At 49.6% G+C, this 19,350-nt stretch carries 13 protein-coding genes; all 13 read right to left on the bottom strand.

Going from position 1 to position 19,350, the window contains the following annotated elements; all coding sequences use genetic code 11:
• Positions 1-195: 195 nt before the first annotated feature.
• The 13 genes from C5Y83_RS21920 to C5Y83_RS21860 all read right to left on the bottom strand — a co-directional run bounded on the left by C5Y83_RS21920 (position 196) and on the right by C5Y83_RS21860 (position 19,094).
• Positions 196-1,452 (bottom strand): Coenzyme F420 hydrogenase/dehydrogenase, beta subunit C-terminal domain, encoded by a 1,257-nt coding sequence (locus C5Y83_RS21920; RefSeq protein WP_105331856.1) that lies wholly within the window; start codon positions 1,450-1,452, stop codon positions 196-198.
• A 2-nt stretch (positions 1,453-1,454) separates the two neighbouring features.
• On the bottom strand, positions 1,455-2,753 hold the full coding sequence (locus C5Y83_RS21915) for a polysaccharide pyruvyl transferase family protein (RefSeq protein ID WP_105331855.1): 1,299 nt from the start codon (positions 2,751-2,753) through the stop codon (positions 1,455-1,457).
• Between the two features lie 156 nt (positions 2,754-2,909).
• The gene (locus C5Y83_RS21910; protein WP_158262454.1) at positions 2,910-4,451 is read right to left on the bottom strand and encodes a lipopolysaccharide biosynthesis protein; all 1,542 of its coding nucleotides are present in this window, start codon (positions 4,449-4,451) and stop codon (positions 2,910-2,912) included.
• A 218-nt stretch (positions 4,452-4,669) separates the two neighbouring features.
• Positions 4,670-5,167 (bottom strand): glycosyltransferase, encoded by a 498-nt coding sequence (locus C5Y83_RS21905; RefSeq protein ID WP_146117869.1) that lies wholly within the window; start codon positions 5,165-5,167, stop codon positions 4,670-4,672.
• Entirely contained in the window at positions 5,164-5,487 is a 324-nt protein-coding gene (locus tag C5Y83_RS30190) for a hypothetical protein (protein ID WP_409994598.1), read from the bottom strand. The genes C5Y83_RS21905 and C5Y83_RS30190 overlap by 4 nt, the downstream gene beginning before the upstream one ends.
• Before the next feature lie 206 nt (positions 5,488-5,693).
• Positions 5,694-6,071 carry a hypothetical protein gene (locus C5Y83_RS21895; RefSeq protein WP_146117868.1) on the bottom strand — a complete coding sequence of 126 codons (378 nt, stop codon included), beginning with the start codon at positions 6,069-6,071 and terminating at the stop codon, positions 5,694-5,696.
• A gap of 164 nt (positions 6,072-6,235) precedes the next feature.
• Positions 6,236-7,816 (bottom strand): exopolysaccharide biosynthesis polyprenyl glycosylphosphotransferase, encoded by a 1,581-nt coding sequence (locus C5Y83_RS21890; RefSeq protein WP_158262453.1) that lies wholly within the window; start codon positions 7,814-7,816, stop codon positions 6,236-6,238.
• A 228-nt stretch (positions 7,817-8,044) separates the two neighbouring features.
• Positions 8,045-12,238 carry a tetratricopeptide repeat protein gene (locus C5Y83_RS21885; RefSeq protein ID WP_158262452.1) on the bottom strand — a complete coding sequence of 1,398 codons (4,194 nt, stop codon included), beginning with the start codon at positions 12,236-12,238 and terminating at the stop codon, positions 8,045-8,047.
• 160 nt (positions 12,239-12,398) lie between these two features.
• The gene (locus C5Y83_RS21880) at positions 12,399-13,031 is read right to left on the bottom strand and encodes an exosortase C-terminal domain/associated protein EpsI (RefSeq protein WP_105331848.1); all 633 of its coding nucleotides are present in this window, start codon (positions 13,029-13,031) and stop codon (positions 12,399-12,401) included.
• 24 nt (positions 13,032-13,055) lie between these two features.
• A complete protein-coding gene (locus C5Y83_RS21875) occupies positions 13,056-15,482 on the bottom strand; it encodes a polysaccharide biosynthesis tyrosine autokinase (RefSeq protein WP_105331847.1) in 2,427 nt (808 codons plus the stop codon).
• Positions 15,483-15,568: 86 nt separating this feature from the next.
• A complete protein-coding gene (locus C5Y83_RS21870) occupies positions 15,569-16,474 on the bottom strand; it encodes an exosortase/archaeosortase family protein (RefSeq protein WP_105331846.1) in 906 nt (301 codons plus the stop codon).
• A gap of 234 nt (positions 16,475-16,708) precedes the next feature.
• A complete protein-coding gene (locus tag C5Y83_RS21865) occupies positions 16,709-17,470 on the bottom strand; it encodes a hypothetical protein (protein ID WP_105331845.1) in 762 nt (253 codons plus the stop codon).
• A gap of 484 nt (positions 17,471-17,954) precedes the next feature.
• The gene (locus C5Y83_RS21860; RefSeq protein ID WP_105331844.1) at positions 17,955-19,094 is read right to left on the bottom strand and encodes a PEP-CTERM sorting domain-containing protein; all 1,140 of its coding nucleotides are present in this window, start codon (positions 19,092-19,094) and stop codon (positions 17,955-17,957) included.
• Between the last annotated feature and the right edge of the window lie 256 nt (positions 19,095-19,350).

Below are 19,350 nucleotides of genomic sequence, written 5' to 3'. Positions count from 1 at the left end.
AGCAATTCAAAACGTGATATGCGAACTTCAGCAACGGCGCGAATACGCTCCGCTTCATCCGAAGCGCAGATTTCATTTCGCCACTCGAAAGCCGACCATGTTCAACCTTCTTACCCTGACCAGAAGCGGCGTGATCGCTTTGACTGTCGCTCGAAACCATTTAACCTTCTTTTCCCTCACATCGACTAAATGTGTTTAGGTATCTGTTGGCGTTACTGATCTCGTTCGGTAGAGACGCTTCGTAACAACTCGCTTTGCTGTTGATGCAATGGAATGAAACTTCTCTCGAATAGTCGTATTCTTCCACCAATTGTTGAACAGGTTGAACCCCGAAAACCTTGGAGAAGCAGCGAACATAATTCTTGACGTAGCAAGACGAGGCCAGAGAATCTTGCGTCCGTCTCGCAGGTTCGGCTGAGCCAGTTCCAACACGTTCGGCTCAGCTTTTTCCAGGTTAACTACGCCTGACCTGATTGCCTCTTGCAGAAATACGCGACCGCGTTCGGTACGGACAACAACCAAACTTCGCCCCGGAGTATCACCAGTAGGAGGCTTGTGCCAAGGATCGCCGACCGCAATATCAGCAAACTCTCCAGTGTGATCAGGGCAAACATAACATCGCCATTGGCGGTGCCGTTGCAAAGTATTGCCCCAACTCTCCTGGTAGGTCAATTCTTTAACTTCCGGTCCCCTCTCGCCTTGGTACTCAACAGTAAAATTGCCTGGCCAACCGTTGCCTCGATAACGAACCGAAGTCACTGATGCTGGATCATCGATCCCCATCGACTTCATCGTCTCCATGGTGCCACGAGTTGTTGGCGTACCGGCGCAAAAGATACCGATCGTTAGACCAAGATTCTGATCGAGTTTGGGTCGAACCCTTCTTGCTTGATAGGTCGCCGCAACATCACACGGCTTGCCAATGAAAACACAAGGGGCTTCGGCCTCTTCGATCAAATGAAGCTTGTCACAGGGACTTGCCGGAGCATACCGACTTCCCGTTCGCTCCAACATCTCTTGCCCATTAGTACTGAAAACCGTTTCGTTAAACAAAGGGCGATCTTTGCGAGCGGCAATGTGTAATACGCCAGAGTAATTCATCTGCTCGACGGCAACCGTTGCCAACGCGGTAGCTACACCACCAGAGCTACCCGCAAAGCGAATCTGCGAGTCACTTGCGTGCCCTTCCCACAACTCCAGAACTGGGCCCCAATCTGGAAGCAGTTCTTTTATGAAATCGTTTTCTCTTGGAGTTTCGTGAGCGAGGGCCTGCCCTGGGCATGCCGCAACCGCTTCGAGATGGGCTTCCGTGGGATTGGCCTTTCCACGGACAACTGGACGACGCCCCTGGTCCAAGTCATCCACCATTTGAATCTGAACTGGGTCTAAGTAGCTGCAAACGCCACATCCGCAGCACAAATGGTTTTCAGCTATTTGTGTGATGGTCTTCATAGTTAGCCAATTTGCGTCTTAAGTGTTTCAAAGAAGTCCTTCAACCGGCCTTTGACAACCGGCAACCACTGACGCAATGTCTCCCGCGTCGTGTCACGCTGATGGAAACTCTCAATCAACTTTCGCACTACGGTTTCAGCATCGTCTACGCGCGGATCGATCACACTTTCACCTACCGAGGCGGTCTCGAAGACGCCAATCGTTTTGTCGCTGTAAGCAATTGCTCCGGTCGGCACTCCTTGTGATAACCCGGCAATACAAGAATGCATCCGCGTCCCACAAAACCAATCGCACTGGCCAATTGCCCATTTCAACTGCAAGGCATTTAGATAGTGAGGCACCAGGTAAGCACGATCAGGATCGTCAACCTTTACTGTTTCTAACAGTGAACGCATCGCCGAAGTATCGGACTCAGAACCTGCCGACTCCTCCGAAAATTGATTTGGCCCTACGTGCCCGACTAACAATATGCGAACGCCGGGCTGTGCGAGCAACTCCCGAAACAAACTTTCGATGACCTCTCGATAGCTACTTAGAAACTTGAAGTCTTCAACGCCACCGGTAGGAGATTGATACAGCAAGCCGCTGACATTTAATCCGACCAATACATCTGCAGCGGAAGCAAAATCTTGGATACCTTTGGCGATCGATTCTTCTGGCTGCACGACGGGAAGGCCGAATGCCATATCGACGGTTGACTTGTGTCGCTCGGGATCGAAGTGATCCCCCAAAAGGTCACGGACAATCGATAAGCTTCGTTCATCACGAGCCCAAACGGCTTTTGCTTCACGGACCACGCGACTAGCTGTTTCACGATTCTTTTCCGTCAGGAATGGCCCATAGGTTTGCGGAAGAAGAATAAGAGGCCTTCCCTGCGAAATCGCGAGCATCTTATCTCCGACGATGCTGTCAAAACGAAATTGGCCATATATGTCAGAAAAGCTGTCTCCGCCTGAAACGTCAAGCAAGGCCCGCATTTTACGGATCTTCTTTATGGTTGGTTGGAAGCCGCCCATTCCGAGTTTGGTTGCCAGGGCGATCTGAGCGTGACTAGCAGGGCTAAAGAATCGCTTCGTTCGATAGCAAGGCAAACGATCAACGGTTACATCGCCACCCAACTGTTCGGCATACGTCTCTTTGATTTCACGACCAAAGTCGAAAACGGTAACGGCAAAGTCAGGCGAAACTGCCGACAGGCCGCTACATAAAGAAAGGCCGAGCGCGGACACACCACGGTTACCAGTATCGGGCGCCGCTCCAAGCAAACCTACACTAATCTTTGCGGGGGCAACTACGCTCATTTAATTCCTTAACGACCTAATTCAGTAACATGCCGTCGAACCCGTCAAAGATCCAACCTACTTGAACTCTTCTGACAAACAATGAAGCAGATTCGACTCTCACTGAGAATTCACAGTATTACTTCTGTAACGAAAAACAGTCCTCAATGACCTGCACTAGTCATGCTGAAGATTCCGAATCTGTCGAAAGAGCTGGATACTCAATATCGTGCTCGGAGTCACACAGATACCGGCAACTAGCAAAACGAGGATCGGCGACTGAATATCAAATAGATATCGAACCCCATACACGATACCAGCAACCAAAACAGCTAACAAAAATGGTGGAGAAATCGCTCTATAGAAATCGAATACTTTTATCGGCGTTTGACCTGCAACAAAAAGAAACAGCAGCGGACAAACCACTAATGTGTTACTCAATGTGTAGCCCGCCGCCACCCCTTCTGGACCATAAGGCAGACCGATAAAGAACGCTCCAATTGTAGGGACGGCCCCAATGAGCCCCATTCTATAGAGGGCACTTGCCTTTCCACAGGCAATCATTGGCTGTCCTAAAGCACTGAAGACGCATTCAAAAATTGCAGCCAATCCCAGGATCTGAAATACCGGAACAGCTGCGTCCCATTGCGGTCCCAAAAAAACGAATACTGCGGCATCTGCAGCAATCACCAACGCCGCCATTCCTGGCATCGTCAAAAAAGACAACGCTCTAATGACCTGCTGAAAGACCGTGCGAAATTGCTCAGGCTTATCTTGTAAGCGGCAAAGCATCGGCAGGAAAGCCGCCATCGCAGGTCGGCTAATCTGTGCGGTAGGCAACAAGAGCAAGCCGTATGCCTTGGAATAGACCCCAAGGGCTCCAGCCCCCCATCGCCAACCGATGAGAAAATTATCGCAATTCCTAGAGAAATAATTGACGATAGTAAAAGATGAAACCCCGACCCCGAACTTAAGCATCTCAAGTGCCCCACTGTCGCGAGTCGGCTTCCCTGGCGTCCAGCCAGTCATGGCAAAGCTAAGTATTGCGGTCATGAATGAAGTAGCTATTGTCATACCCACCAAGGACCAATACCCAAATCCCAAGGATGCCATGACGATGGCAACAACAACACCAGCAAAAATTCCACCTACTTCAACTACGGCTAAGCGTCCGAACTGCATTGATCGCCGCAAGAGAGCTTGGTGCTGAATCCCAACGCCACCAAAAATGATTGATGCTGAAAGAGCAAGCGTGACCCCCACCAACCTCGGCTCATTGTAGAACCAACTTAGCATCGGCGCAGATGCGGCAACCAGTAACATCACCGTAGTGCTAATTACAATATTCGCCCAGAATAGCGTGCTAATCTGGGCACGTGTGATTTCCTTGCGTTGAACGGTAGCAGCCGAAAGTCCAGCATTGTTTAGGATCTCGGTGAAACCAACAACAACTGTAACCATCGCGATTAAACCAAAGTCTTCCGGTGTTAGCATTCGCGCCAAGACCGCAGTTGAACCTGTTCGCAAGAGAAACCGAAAGCCTTGAGTCGTAATCGTTATCGCGCCGCCGCGAACTGCCCTACGCCCCAGATCTTTATCAGCTCTCGATGTATCGAAGAGCCGATCCTCTATGGAACGGTGCGCCGAATCAATTTCACCTGTGGGCTCGGTGGTAGTTAGTTCAGGCTGGGTATTCTCGATTGATGCAGATTGCGACAAGAACCTAGCCCCACCTAAGAAACAAAAGACCCCGTAGCGATATGCTTTTGCAGCTGACACTGAAACGCATCAGGGAAAAATCATACGCCTTCAGGGCAGAATAGCTGAAAATAACAAGTCTCAGTTTAACCTTAGAAGGTTCAAATCCAAGCAACCGATTTTCGAAAACAGCTCAAGACTTGACCGTAAAACCTTGAGGTGCAGAAAAACACCCGTGATTACCCGGGAACGGGGCGAATGAAGTCGCGGACAAAAGAAATTAAGCTTTGATCAGGCGGCCAAATCTGCGGTTGAAACACCTTCCTTTCATCGCTTAACGCAACTCTGTCCAAAATAGCATTGAGTTCATCGACATCGTATGCAACTTGAATCAGTGTTGAGGGCTTGAATCGATTCGCCGTCGCCAACTGATGCTCATTCCGCTGCTCACCCAAGCTTGCCAACTTTGGCATGATTACCATCGGCTTGTCACGTTCCAAAGCCGTTATGATAGAACCGGTACCGGCGTGCGATACAACAAAATCGGCGCGTTCGAATGCGTCACGATATTGATCGGGCTTAAGAAAGGGAACGAACTCAAGATTCTTCGGTCGATAACTCCCGGTGCCAATTTGCGCCAGAATCTCAATCGAGGCATCCTGCTTACCAACCCATTCATCCATTGCCTTGATGAGGCGATCAAACGGGTCCATATTCCCAACAGTTACGAAAATCACACTATTGCTCCGTGATACTCAATTCGATCCGATGAAAGATGTTCCCACTGGGTAAGAATCTTATCGGCGTGCTTTACAGCAAGTTGCCCGGACATCGACAACTCCTCAGCATTGGCGATACTGTCAACCCACAGCGTTCGGATTCCAAGCCTACGCCCCAGCCAAATGGCCATGAATCCTGGGGCTGCCCCTGTCGTTACGATTACTGAGGGTCGGACTCGAAGTAATATCCACAAGACTTGCAGAGACATTAAGACCATTCGGAATTTCGTATCCCGACTAGCCTCAGTCACGACACGGAACTTAAATCCATCGACCATCGTTCGATATTCGGGCACGGTCGTCACGAATGTCACGTCTTGATCCGAGAATGCTTCTCTCAAGCGAAGAAGTTCGATCCAATGACCACCACGCGATGATATCGCTATAACTCGCGTTTTTTTACTGCTTGCGTTCATTCTTCGCACCACTGACACCAAGGGAAACCTTGATTCTAATCACGTCCAAACAACCAACAAGGAAGAAACTAGGCACCTAAGTCGTCTTCAATACATTGAAATAGACATATATTTAGCGCAAAGATCCCAACTGCAAAAACCACCCCAAAAAGAGTAACGCCGTGAATCGCTTCGACCTGTAAAATTGCGTCAATTGGGTGGTAAGAAATCACCTTCACGATGGCAAAAGCAAGCAACAGAAATGTGACCGCCATAGCTGTAGCGGCAGGAAAACGCCATCCACTTGCCCAAAGCCCCCCCAATACACCCAATAACGGAACTACACCGACCACTGCCGCCGTGGCCATCCGTTGAGCCGGCCTTCTAGCTTCATACACGCCATACTCTCGCGCTATTTGCCGCCATGAATTGGAATAGACTTGCGCCAATGCAAGCGCAACCAACATGGAAAACATAACCACGGCACAGAGCACTAGTGCCGGAAAGGCAGGAGTACGTCGCAATCGGTTTAGGCGATAGACCAAGTGGGCCATCGTTAACGACAGCACGATGAACGCTACTACTATCTTCGTGCCAGGAAGCGATGTCGCAACGAGACACAAGCCAGCCACTAATATGCCCCTTCTCGCAGGAACACCGTTCGGACCGTTCTTAACGTGATGTACAGATCAAGCCATAATGACCAGTTCTGTATGTAGTAAACGTCCCAGTAGATTCGCATCTCATAGGTTCCACGATTACGACAGCTGATTTGCCACATACCGGTCAAACCCGGTCGAACGGTCTTATAGGCCGCAAAAGCATTAGGGAAATCAACAATGTAACTGCGATCATACGTTTCGGAATCGACGATAGGTCGAGGCCCGACAACACTCATCTGACCTATAAGGATATTCCACAACTGCGGTAGTTCGTCCAAGCTCGTCTTGCGGAGGAAACGTCCAACCCAAGTCACTCGCGGATCTCGCTTTAGCTTGTGAGTAGCGTCCCACTCGGCCCGCAATTCCTTGTTGTTGCGAAGACACTCCTCTAGATACTGATCTGCATTAACTCGCATAGTTCGGAATTTCCATGCCGTGAAACTCTTGCCAAACCGTCCAACGCGGGTCTGGCCGTAGAACACAGGCCCAGGAGAGCCAATCCGAATGAGAAGTGTAATTGCCAGAAGAAAGGGAGAAAGAAAAACGAGGGCACTACCTGATACAAAAAGATCAAATGCCCGCTTCACCATGCAGCGAAAAGTGTCAGGACAACGACTTTGAAGTCGCACACCACCGCTAAGCCCAATACATTGCCTTTCCCCCCAAAGTCCAACGGGATTTTTCTGGGACAGCACGATTCGATTAGGAATCAATTCGAGCGTCGCAGGAATCTCGAGCGAAGCCTCGCTTTCGCTACCTTCGCTGATCAATACCCAAGTCGATTTCAATCCGATCGCGCACGTCATCGCATCACGCACATCAAACACGGGATACCCGATATCTTTGCAGCCAGAATCCCAGTACTGACCAGGTGCGACAAGAATGCCAACCGGCTTCAAGCCGCGTTCCGCCATGCCCCGAAGCTGTCCAACAAGGTATCGCGCTTGTTCAGGCTGAGTATAGATCAGCGTTGGGGCTCCCCACCAACTAAATCGGGTCATGAAAGAGCGAACAATAAACCTCGCAGAGGGAAGCAGAAACAAGAGCATCGGAAGTGAAATCATGCCGAGGGAAGCATAATACAAGAAGTCACCCTGAGTGACTGTAATACATGCAATCGAAGAACACGCCAGCACCGAGATTCCAGATGCTTTTACAAGATTGCGAAACTCGACAACCGAGGCCATTCCAATCGCAGGATAAAGACCTGAACCGTGAGCAATCAGAACCAATAGCGACGCAGCCAATGAGGCCACAGTAGCGCCTACACCGGTGTATGGAAGCGTTAGCCACAGCGATTGCACCTGAGTAACCATAAAGATGGTTGCCCACATGACGCCGAAATCGGCAAGCATGAGCGGGAAACCAAACAACAATGACTGCCTGAGTGATAGGTCTGCGAGACGCCGTGCCATCGGCTCTTCAACGTCCGATCCCAAGGGCACACCCTGAGCCTCGACACGATATAGATGCCTCTCATTTACCAACGGAACCGAACTCGTATCGGAGAAGCGTTCCTGAGTAAGTACGACTGAACCTTCACTGGCCATAACAATCCCCCTAGGGCTTGAGTTCTTACCGAGCATCTGCCCGTGTTTCATCGCAGTCAGGAGAGTTAAACCGCCGTCGACTGAACACTAAACACCGCCTTGGAAACGAAAAAAATAGCTGGACCTAGCACTGGACAAACTATGCTGGTTATATCGCTATGTCAACTGAACCATCGCTAAAAAAACCATAGTCGCCTTAACGCAAAATTATCCCCCATAACCATGGTTTCAATCGGTGGACAACAACTCTTCGTATGCTGCTCTTTCACTCTCGTGCAAGGTTAAGTCACCGAATTCAGGCAAATCGATCGCTGTAAGCGACGCCTTGCTTTCGGCAAACTTTCCAGCCCGTTTCTGGGCCAGTGCTAAATGGAAAAAGTACTCCGGTAGTGGACTGGAAGCGATCGCCTTCTTAAAGTCCTGGATTGCACTTGCGGTATCACCAACGGCCAAATAGGTAACTCCCCGAGTGTCGAGTAAAGGAGGCACCTCTCCTCCAACGGCAACCGCCTTATTAGCCAGGACCACCGCTTCTTTGCTACCACCTTCAAACGCCATTGCCAATGCACAATTGTTCAGTGCGTGCACATCCTCTGGACTTCCAGCCAAAACCTGCTGATAAGCCTTGCGAGACCTCTCGAACTCCCCTCTTAGAAGTGCGACATCCCCCGCAACTTTAAGAACATCCATGTCATCGGAGTACTCTTTTTGAGCCTCTTTCAAAATCTCATCCATTTCTTCCAATATAGTCACGCTGGGATTTTGCCCAACGATGTACGAAAATGTTCTACTAAAATCTTGAGCTGGTACCTTGCCAACAATCTCGCGAAGCATTGTCAAAGCAGGTTCAATCTGTGTGCGTGCTACCAATAAAGTGGCTTGCTGCAGCTTCATCGCTGGCTCTTTTAGTGCCAAACGCAAATCATTAGCCTGCGAGCGAAACTTACTTGCGGTACTTAGATGATCTTTGTCCATTTGATCTGCGAACTCATCTAATTTAGATGCAGCCCACTCCAATTGAACACTATGACTGGCAACACCCCTCTCCTGTGAAGTGACATCATCGTTAAGCCACTTATTCAGGAGGGGCGGAATCTCATCGTAGCGTCCCTTAGCGAAAAGGACCTTGGATTGAAGATCAACGGTCGTGATGTGAGAAGGCAGGTCCAGCGCCAACCTATCTGCCCAAACCCCTGCTTCGCTGACTTCCCCATTCTTTAAAAGAGCGGCAATATAGGCTCGTAGGTACTTGGGATCGCCAGAAGAGCGAATTGTAAGCTGACTAAACAATTGAGTCGCTTTCGCGATTTGATCATGTGTCGCGTACAACTTGCCCAAAAGAAACTGCTCTTCCAAGCTTAGACTACTTCCCCCCACTTCCTCCAATGTCTTAATCGCAGACTTCTGCGCTTCTTCCTCTGGCTGAATTGCAAAGATGGTTGCTCTTACAATTTGATCTTGCCGATTCTGCCCAATGGCCTCTTCATTGTCATCTAATAGCTTGAGCGATTCTTCAGTGTTGCCATCACCGCCTTCTTTTGCGAGCTGAATTGCTAGATTTCGACGTGCCCAGGTTCGCATATCTTCAGTGAGTTCCTCTTTAAGAAAAAGACGAAGCTCACGAATTGAATCGGCCTGACGATTGGTTCGCAAATAGTACCTTACAAGGGAGAACCTCGCTTGTACGTCGTCTGGATTGTTAATAATCGCCGTCCGATATGATGCTTCCGCTTTTCCGCCGTCGCCAAGAATCTCGTAGCTACGCCCTCTGAAGATATCCCTCTTATTTTCGTCGAGCTTACTACTTCCATCTTCAATTGCCTGCGAGGCAAGATCTCTTTGACCATTCTTGGCATAAATACTGACCATACCGAGCCAAGGTTCGGGCATATTTGGAGAAATCTCGATCGCCTTCTTCAATTCAATTTCAGCCTGCTCTGGCTTCTGTAGCATCACAAGTAGCTGAGCAAGCCAAACATGATCATCAGAACTTCCTGACTTACCCGCCAGATCTTGAGCGAGCTGCAAAGCCCGACCAAGATTGCCCAATTGCATTGCCGCCTCTCTACCGGCCTCAAGCAGATCGGCAGAGATCTTATTTCCGTTGTCGTCAAGACGAGCTAATAATCGATCAACCTCTCCATACCGACCGCGTTTAAACAGAAGCGCAGTCGTACGTTGTACGACGATTGGATCACGTTCACCAAGAGAGATGGCATCCTCATACTTCGCTAATGCAACATCTTCTTGACCTTGTGACTCAAGGATTTGAGCCTCGAAAGTGATTGGTCGGCTCCAACCTGGACGCAGTTTCTCTGCGTCGGCCAAGTGAGCAAATGCGCGTAACAACCGCTTATCTTCGGGTGTTTTGTTATCGTCGACTTGAGCAGAAAGCACCAACCGAACAGCCTCACCATAATTCCATGTCGCGTGTTGACCATCGATCTTTTCGACTTCGGCTAGCAATGGACCGATCGCCTCCAAGTCCTCCTCGCGAAATGCGACCTCCAACAAGAGAAGGCGAATTGCAAGTTGATCTGGCTCAGCCTTCACGACCTTCTGACCAAGCTCCTTAGTCAGTTCAGAATCCTGAATCCAAAATGCGAGCGACGCCAGATAACTTACAACTGCTGGGTATTTTTCCAGATCCTGCAATTCACTACTTTGGGAAATCTCTTTCAGGTACTGCCCAGCATCGGTTCCATAACGGAGCATCGCGTACTTCCCGCGAAGCATCCAATATCTCTCATCGGCGCTAAATTCCTTTTTGCCGTCGGCCAACATTCGATCTGCGGCCGACCAATCTTCCTGCTGACAAGCTAACATTACCTCGGCAGACAAATACTCGAACTTGTTCGGTGATTCGGTCCTTGCCTTGTGTACGAGCTCGACCGCTTCTTCCGTTTCACCTTTCGAGATTAGCCACTCAGCACGCAGGATCGGAAGAAACTCAATTTCCGGCTCACGCGACTCTAATTGATCGAGGACCTTGCCAACATTATCAAACGACTGATCATTCGATTTGAGCGATTCTTCACGAATAAGTAGCCGGAAGTAATTCACAACCGCCTCGAAAGGAACCCCTTCACCTTCTCCGCTTTCAGCACTCGAACGCTCAAATTCGACTAGAACTTGATACTCCTCAAATGCCTCATCGAATTTGTTCGCATCTCTCAATGCATTCGCAACCGCCAAACGAAGATCACGAGATGTCGGGTCTGCTGCTAATGCCCGACGATAGGCATTCAACTCCTGATCCGGTCGAGCCAATTGCTGATAACATCGCCCTAAATGAAAGTCAGCGCGACTAGCGATTGTAGGCCAGTTAATTAACAGAGCTCGGTTTGCCTCGACCAACTTGGCAGATTCCAACCACTTTCCTTGAACGGCAAGGATCCGGGCCTCGAGCAAGGCGACCAACGCCGGACTTGGTGAAAGCGATCGCAGCTTGTCGACGACGGGCGAGGCTTCTTCAACATTTTGCAGGTCGATAAGGAGGTTTGCTAACATCCAATGAATTTGGAAATCTTTCGGCCAAACCTGCACCGCTTCCTTTGAAAGCTCAACGGCCCTCTCAAGATCTCCCTTGAGACTCTCAACTCGAATCAATAGCCGAACAGGATAAGGCTCTTGTGGGGCAATCCGCTTAGCGTAATTCGCAAACTTGGCCGCCTCGTCCAGATCTGATTTTGTTAGAGCGAGTTCCGCAGCGAGCAGATTGACATCAATTAATCCAGGAGCTAGTTCGAGCGACTTATCAACGTCTGCTTGAACCTGTTCAATCCGATAATCACGAGACGTTTGAATATTTGCATTCGCGGCGTTTTCCTGTTTATCTGCTACGCCACTAGCAATCACTGAAAGAATCCAGTGCCCTCTATTCACATAGGTGAGCGGTTCTTTAGGATCACTTTCGACCATACGATCGAGAGTTTTCTTCGCTTCGATGTAGCTGTTCAACGCTGAGAACTGTAAATTCGCAAGATGCAAGTAGTAATCGCGATTCTTTTTATCTAACTTGATCGCTCTTTCCAGCGTTTGACGTGCCTCTCGGTAATCCCCTTTACCGCTCTGACAAATGGCAAGTCGCTCTTGCAAGACGGGATCGTCAGGAGACTTTTCAATCAGCGAATTAATGAGATTAACTGCATCATTAAACCGACGCAAACGAATCGCCAACTCGGCCGCAACAAGGCGAAGGTCATCTTGATTCGGCTCTAATGCAAGCGCACGAGTTAGTATAAGATATGCCTGATCGTAGCTCCCTACATCTTTGAGCAAATAGCCGAATTCTGAAAGAGCTTCGACATCGGTTGGTGAAACCAACGAATATCGCCGGTAATGGGCCAATGCGTCACCGATTCGTCCCTCGTCACGTACTCGCCGAGCCTCTCGCAAAAAAGAATCCTTGTGTCGTGACATCTGCCAGGAATGAACTCCGAAGGCAGCTGCAACTACCACGGCCAATCCCAAAAGAAGCCACGCAATGAATCGGTAGTTAAGGCGGGGGACACTAGAGAACATAGTTGCCTGTCGAGATTACTCGGGGTAGTTCCAATTGCGGCGAGACAAAGTAAATGAACTACTGAATCGTCTTAGTGAACTCATTCACTTCCGAAGCAATTGCAATCAATTGTGATTCGGCATCTTCAATACTCGACGCCTGGGTTTGAAGCAGGACTTTTACCATTGGCGGCCAGTCCTGTTCTCCCCATAACTTGCTGAGCCCGAAACGCCCAGAATCGCGATCCGTATACTGCAAGCCACCCAATTGATACCAGTGCGCTGTCACGATACGCTCTCCCGCACGTGAGAATTCCAGCAGTAAAACAGGCAACGCCCCCCCTACTAAGACTTCCTTACTACGCCCTTGAGTCCAACCTGCATTCGGATAACAGACCGTAGGCGGGTGCGGAGAAATATCAGAAACGATCGACTGGTCGGCCCAAACGGCCGCATATACAGAGACTGGCGATTCACCTGATCGTCGATACACGCGACTAACAAATGCGCCTGCTCCTACAAATCGAGCAATTTCGGGATCAATCGGAACGGACTCGCTTTCCCAACCAGCAAACACTTCCGGCATTTTGTTGACATCAACATCTGGCTGCCGAACAGTAACATCGAAGCGATGCTCCAGCCAAGTAGCTCCTGCCGAACAGAGCAGTACAAAAGTACATACTACGATGGTTCGCGCCGCGATCTTGTTCATGGTCCCGTTCCGATATTCTCTGCTCTATTCAACTTCAACGGTGCTTGTACTGCGGTTTGTGTACGAGTAGTACATTCCGGAGCTATAGCCTGACAAAACAGTTCCGATGATTGGTGCCCCAAAACTATTCAGAATGCGTTTCGCATCATCAACTTGAGCAACCTGACTTACATCCTTGAAGATGGAAAGAATAACGCCATCTACGTGTTGAGGCTGTGCCAGGAAACGTGTACTCGGCGACCCCAGGACAGGACCAGCATCAACAATTATGAAATCATATGACTTACGAAGGTCTGCAAAAAGCTGATCAAGCCGGCCAGTCGAGGCACTTCGCGGAACCGATTGCTCTTTTATCCCGGCAGGCAATAGATCAACGTTAGGGATGTCGGTTGGCCGAATGCTGTCAGCCAACTTGGCTTCGCCGACTAAAATATCACCCACGCCTGGCCCGACTGGTAATCCAAAAATGCTGTGCATGCTTGGACGACGCAAGTCGAAGTCAACGACGACAACCTTTCGCCCGGCTTGTGCCAAACTGATCGCAAGATGGCACGTCAGACTCGATTTGCCTTCACGTGGCATAGCGCTAGAAATGAGAAGAACTTGACATTGCTCACTGAGCGAGCGCCGAAGTACCGTAGCTGCTACGGAGTCGGAAGAATCTCGAACCTGATCTTCGTATGGCCCCAGGTTGTGCGAGAGGGCCTTCGGCTTGCGAACGATACCACGTGGAAGCCGAGGAATTGTCCCTAACAGCTCCAAGCCAAGCTCATCACGTGTTGTCGGCAAATCACTTAGATGCTTTTTACGGAAATCACGCAGGAGAAGCAAACCACCAGGCAATACGAAGCCTGCAAGGGCAGCAGCCGCTGTGATCATAATCGGTTTTTTCTTATCCGTAACGGTTCCGGTTTTCGCTTCACTTAAGAGAGTGATCCTCGGAGCCCCACGTAATTCAATATTCGTCCGTTCAATTTCGGTATTAAGCTGCTGAAGAATCTCGTCGAGGCTGGCAATCTCGGAACGCTTCATTTCAACTTCCACGGATGATCGACCAAACGTTCTCACTTCCTTTTCAAGATCAGCAACCTCCTTGGAAAGTTCTCTTTGCTGCTGACGCAAGACGCCAATTCGGACCTTCAACTCAGGAATCGTGTTATCAACTTCCGGCAGCTTCAAGCTGGTCGTCATCATGCTATTCTTGCGAACATCTCCCTCGGCCTGCTGTTGTGCAATCCTCTCGATAACAAGCTTTTCGAGATGTGCCCGACGTTCCTTTAGACTCGTCTCAATCGCATTGATTTCCGCAGAATTAGTCTGGCGATATCGCTCATACGCAGCTTCAGTTAACGTGAACCGAACATCCTCGAATCGATCCAATTCAGCTTGCAATTTGACCGAGACTGGGTCATTTGCGATGGCCTCATCCATTTCCACATCCGAAAGCTTGAGGTCAGCTACTTCGCCATCATTTGAGTCACCGTCGCCATTTTCAGCAACTTCGTCAACGGAATCATCAGCATCGGAAACAGGAACGCGAGGTGTGGCGTCATCTCCAACTCCGGGAGCATTTTCGGTTGTAAGCCCACCGTCTCCACCGGATCTGGAAACACTTTCGATTTGAGCCTTATTGCTTGAAAGCAAAAAGTCGAGCTCACCTTCCGCACGCATCAGTTCAAACCGAACTTGCGCGAGTTCGTTACGCACTAGACCATAGTGCTGCACTGAGCCCTGCTGAGCCAAGCTAAGTGTTTCGCTGTCGCTCGTTCCTAAAGTTTCCGCCAATTGCTTGAAGTCGGAACGCATTTGACGAGCTTTATTCTCTGTCTCGCTATGAACACGCTCTAAGTTTTCTAATCGAGTTACTCTTGCCAGTCGCTCGGTCTCGATCACTTCGTCTTTGTATGCTGAAACGACTGCGTTGACGATTTTCGGGGCTGAAGTGGGATCCTTACTCATCATTGAAACCTGAAGAATCTCAGCATCGCCTGGGAATCCGACAATCAATTCTTCCTGCAACCACTCGAGTGGGTTTTCCTCTTCACGGACAATGTCAAGACTCATGATGTCTTCACGACTGAGGGCCGAGTTCAAGACAAACGGAGTAACCATCAACTGACGCTGAGTGTTCTTAAATGTTCGGTAGTCATTCCGGTTGGTTTGTTCTATGGTTTTAAATGCAAGGGGCTGATCGTTTGAGGAAATTCGCAAGTAGGCAGATGATGTGTAAGTGGGTGACTGAAGTACCCATGCGGCAATCGCCACTGGTACGGCGACTAAAAGCCCCAGCACGATCGATGCCAGCCATTGACGTCTGAGCGAATGAAGAACCTGCCCAAACTGCATGCCGTCCTCTTCCTGAGGGCGATTAGCAACAACAGTGCCTGGAACATTAGTCCCTTGTCGGCGTCGATCTTTTTCAGAGGATATGACCAGATTTCCGTTTGACATAGTGATCTTCTTTGCCCTTATCTGCCCAAAATCGACAATAAACTAAAAAATCAACATCCACCGGCCGCCCGGATAGATGCCCCTTCCTACACAGGAGCATCATCGTGATAGGGAAGCGTAGAATCATCTGGCAAGATCAAGCCAGAGAGAACCCACAACTCAATCACTAAGATGACTATGGCAAAAGGCATCATCGTCCACCCGGCGAAATCATGCGCGAACTTCGACATTGCTTCTCCCGGCTCTTGTTCATAGATGATACCAATCAGCGTAATCCGAAAAACGTTGGCTACAACGCCAACAAAGGGTGCGCTCGCGAGTAAAACGACCTTCTGCCAAACCGGGCGATCTAAGATAAAGCAGGTTGCAACAGATATAGCGAAAAATGCGGTTAGCATCCTTAATCCATTACAAGCCTCAGCAACCCCTAACGGCTGAGAAGACAGCCATATCACATTACCCTCAGCGACTGCGGGAATGCCTACTAGCTGAAGCGTGAAATTACTGACGACTGTTGAGAGCGACTGAAGTTTCGCTCCGAACATCCCGCCGACGGCTGCAGGTAATGGCAGCATGAATGCCAGGAATACCACAGAAGGCCATGCCCAACGCAAACCCTTCCAACCGCCGATCCCAATGACAGTTCCGAGCACGACTGGCAAGACAGACCAAGTCTCGAATGTCAAAGAGTGATAGAGAATTCCAAAACAGCGAATTGCGATACCTAGAAGGATGATTACCACACCTGCGAAAACCGACCCCACCCCGCCAATTTCGCCCTTTTCCGGTATCAAGTCAGAACGAAACCAAAGTAGCCAAAGTGAAACAATCGGCACAAAAAACCCGTGCGACATATCAGGCTGACTAGACCATATGCGGGTTAAGGTCAGCCCTACCGACCAAAATGCGATTACGAGAATGCAAACAACCAAGCCAACCAGAGTGACTTGAGACGACTTGTGCTCAGCAATAATATTTTTCTCGCTTGCCATTCGCCAAGAATACCGTTTTCTGTTGCCTACTTATGAAATGCCCCACTGTAGGCCTCCAATCCTTGGAACTGGCCAATGCCGTTAGATGCACCCTCATATGGGGAGCCCATCCCTGGTAGAAGAAAGCATAACCACAAATGCGGTGACGCCCAGTGTTTTCCTAAAGGCATGGAAACAATAAAAAAAAGAAGCCGCCCGCTGAGAAAGCGGGCAGCTTGCTGATTCCATCGAAAGCTATACAGCTTCGGTGTCCTTAGCAGCCAGCTTGCGACGACGTGCCGAGTAAGCTAGGCCAGCAATACCGCCCATACCCCAGAGGGCCATGGTCATTGGCTCAGGAACAGTTGCGAGGCTGACGTTATCCAGAAAGACGGAGTCACCTGCATCAAGAGCGGCACTGAAGATACCGACGGTCGAAACAGACGTCAAAGAAGACGATCCAGTGACCGAAGTAGCTTGAGGAGCACCGAGAGTATGAAAAGCAGGAACGCCAGCGAAAGCGTCGACCACCCACAACTCAATCGTGTCGTAGACTGTGCCACCACTCTTCGAGAGCTTAGCAATAATACCTACAGTCTCGCCAACACCCGGAGCTTCTTTCGCACCAGAGTACTGTTGATTGGTGTAACCCCAACGCGCCTGGAAGTCACTGGTACCTGCACCACCTTGATCGACCTTCAGGCCAACTGAAGGCGCGAAGGACCAAGGCATAGCGCCTGGCATCACAGACGGATCAGAATCGAAGTAGAACTGAACCTGATCGAGTGCGTCAAGCGAACCAGACGTCAGTTCCATCGTGTAAGCAAAGTAGAAATCCTGCGTAACCGGAGCAATGCTTTCGGTTGCGTACTCAGGATTGTTGCTGTCTACGGTGACACCACCGCTGTACAGCATCATGGCTGCGTTGCTCACACTCGCGCAGCCGAGCAAAAGTGCAGGAGCGAGCATCCACGCGAATGCTTTTAACACCCCCCCACGGAGAGAACTTACAATCATACCATTTCTCCTAATTTAAACCTTCTTCGCTGGTAGACACCCCACCATTTAGCGATTTCTCTAATGTCATTAAAATGCTGACCTAACAAGAAGTCAAGCAACTTCAATTCAAGTTTAGCGCAATTCACTGAATCCCCAAGTTTCGCGAATTTTGCCCTTACTCGCTGATTTCTATCCTCTAAGGTCCATCTAAACGGAGCTAAGCGAATACCTCAATCCCAACCAGTAAGCGATTTCAAACGCCAACACCAACAGTGGAAGCAATGCCCTCGCTAGACGAAATCAACACAAACAAATCTCCCACAGACCTCAGCTTATCCAATTAGCGAATACGGCCCAGTCACTAAGAATTCCACTCGAACTCCTTAGCAACCCTATATATCGAAACTCCGAAGCACGAGTACTCTTACCAACGAGATCACTCAGAAAACTGCCTAGACTTCGAGCGATGATCAATGAACGCAAATCTCTAGTGAAAACGAAACTAAGAGACTGAACGGCGACCCGCGAACCGTCTAGCAAATCCCAAACCTGCGAGCCCCACCGCAAAAATTGACAGCGTCCCCGGCTCGGGAACGGGTGTAACCCCCGGATTACCTGGGCCACCATCTGGACCATTCGTCCCAGGTGGCGTGTTTCCATTCGTCGTTCCGTTACTTCCACCTCCCCCTCCTCCACCACCGCCAAAGGCGCCTCCACCTGCGTAACCGCCAACGCCGCCACTGAGACCAGACCCACCGAACCCCATGTAAGGAGTTCCGCCAGCACCGGCATCCCAAAAGCTGCCAATTCCAGCTGCCACGAATTCTGGTGGAGGAAAGTCACCGCTACAAGGATCGCACATTTCCGTATTTGAGACGAAAGTCGCAGCACCGCTTTCTGTGTCGACTTGATAAAGCGAGGCAGGACAAGAGTTTGATGTCGCGAACAGAGCCCCAGCTTCATCGAACATCAAACCCGCGAATGTACTTTGGCCTGCCTGAAAGCTAACCGGCATTGATCGGGAATCTTCAACTTCCGGCGGAGGAATCGTCTCTTCGCCAGGCGCTTGAATCACCACTTTCGCCTGAGCGAGAACGTTAGAATTTAAGGGATCAACTTGGTAAAGATCGTCGCCAGAAATAGCAAAAAGTCGCCCGATCAAGTCGATAGCAATATCCGTCGAATCCATCACTCCGGTTTCTCCGACTAGAACCATGTCGAGCACATCGGAATCTCCCTTCTTCTTAAACTCGCCACCTACCTCGCGGTCTAGCCTGAACAGCTTTCCGTCGGTCGCCAAGGCAAAAAAACTGCCTTGGTAATCAAAATCTATCGCTTGGACGAAAGTATTTGCCTCGAATTGGCCGATGTGAATCCTAGAACCAGTCGCCCGATCGAGTTCTTCCAGACTGGAGTGATCATCGAAATTAGCGGTGACGTAGAGCTTCCCACTGGATTCGAATGCTATTCCGCGAGAAATAGCATCCTCGAATGTGGCAAATTCTGAAACTTTACCACTATTTGGGTCTAGAATGTTGACCTTATGTCCCGAATTAGAAGTGGAGTAAAGGTCACCTGCCCAACCAGGCGCACATATCACGAAAGCCAAAATCAGGCTCGTATGGGCACGAAAATCTAACATTCGTGACGGTCCTCGCTGCGCTTGCCATTTTCTCTAAAGTAAATCAACGTGAACTGATTATAGTCACGGTGAGGCAACATACGAGCGCTAGAATCGCGGCATATTCTCCATTTTACACACTATTCGCCGAAAACGGTCTAGACAATACTGCATTTACCGCAAAAAAAATAGCTTCGGAGTCCGAAGCTATTTTTTTTACGGTAAATGGGAAACATGTTTTCACCCACTTGACGTCAATGGCCTAGACGCCAAGCGA

Origin of the sequence: Blastopirellula marina, assembly GCF_002967765.1 — a bacterium.
Lineage (GTDB): Bacteria > Planctomycetota > Planctomycetia > Pirellulales > Pirellulaceae > Bremerella > Bremerella marina_A.
This window is presented reverse-complemented; position numbering and strand designations above follow the sequence as displayed.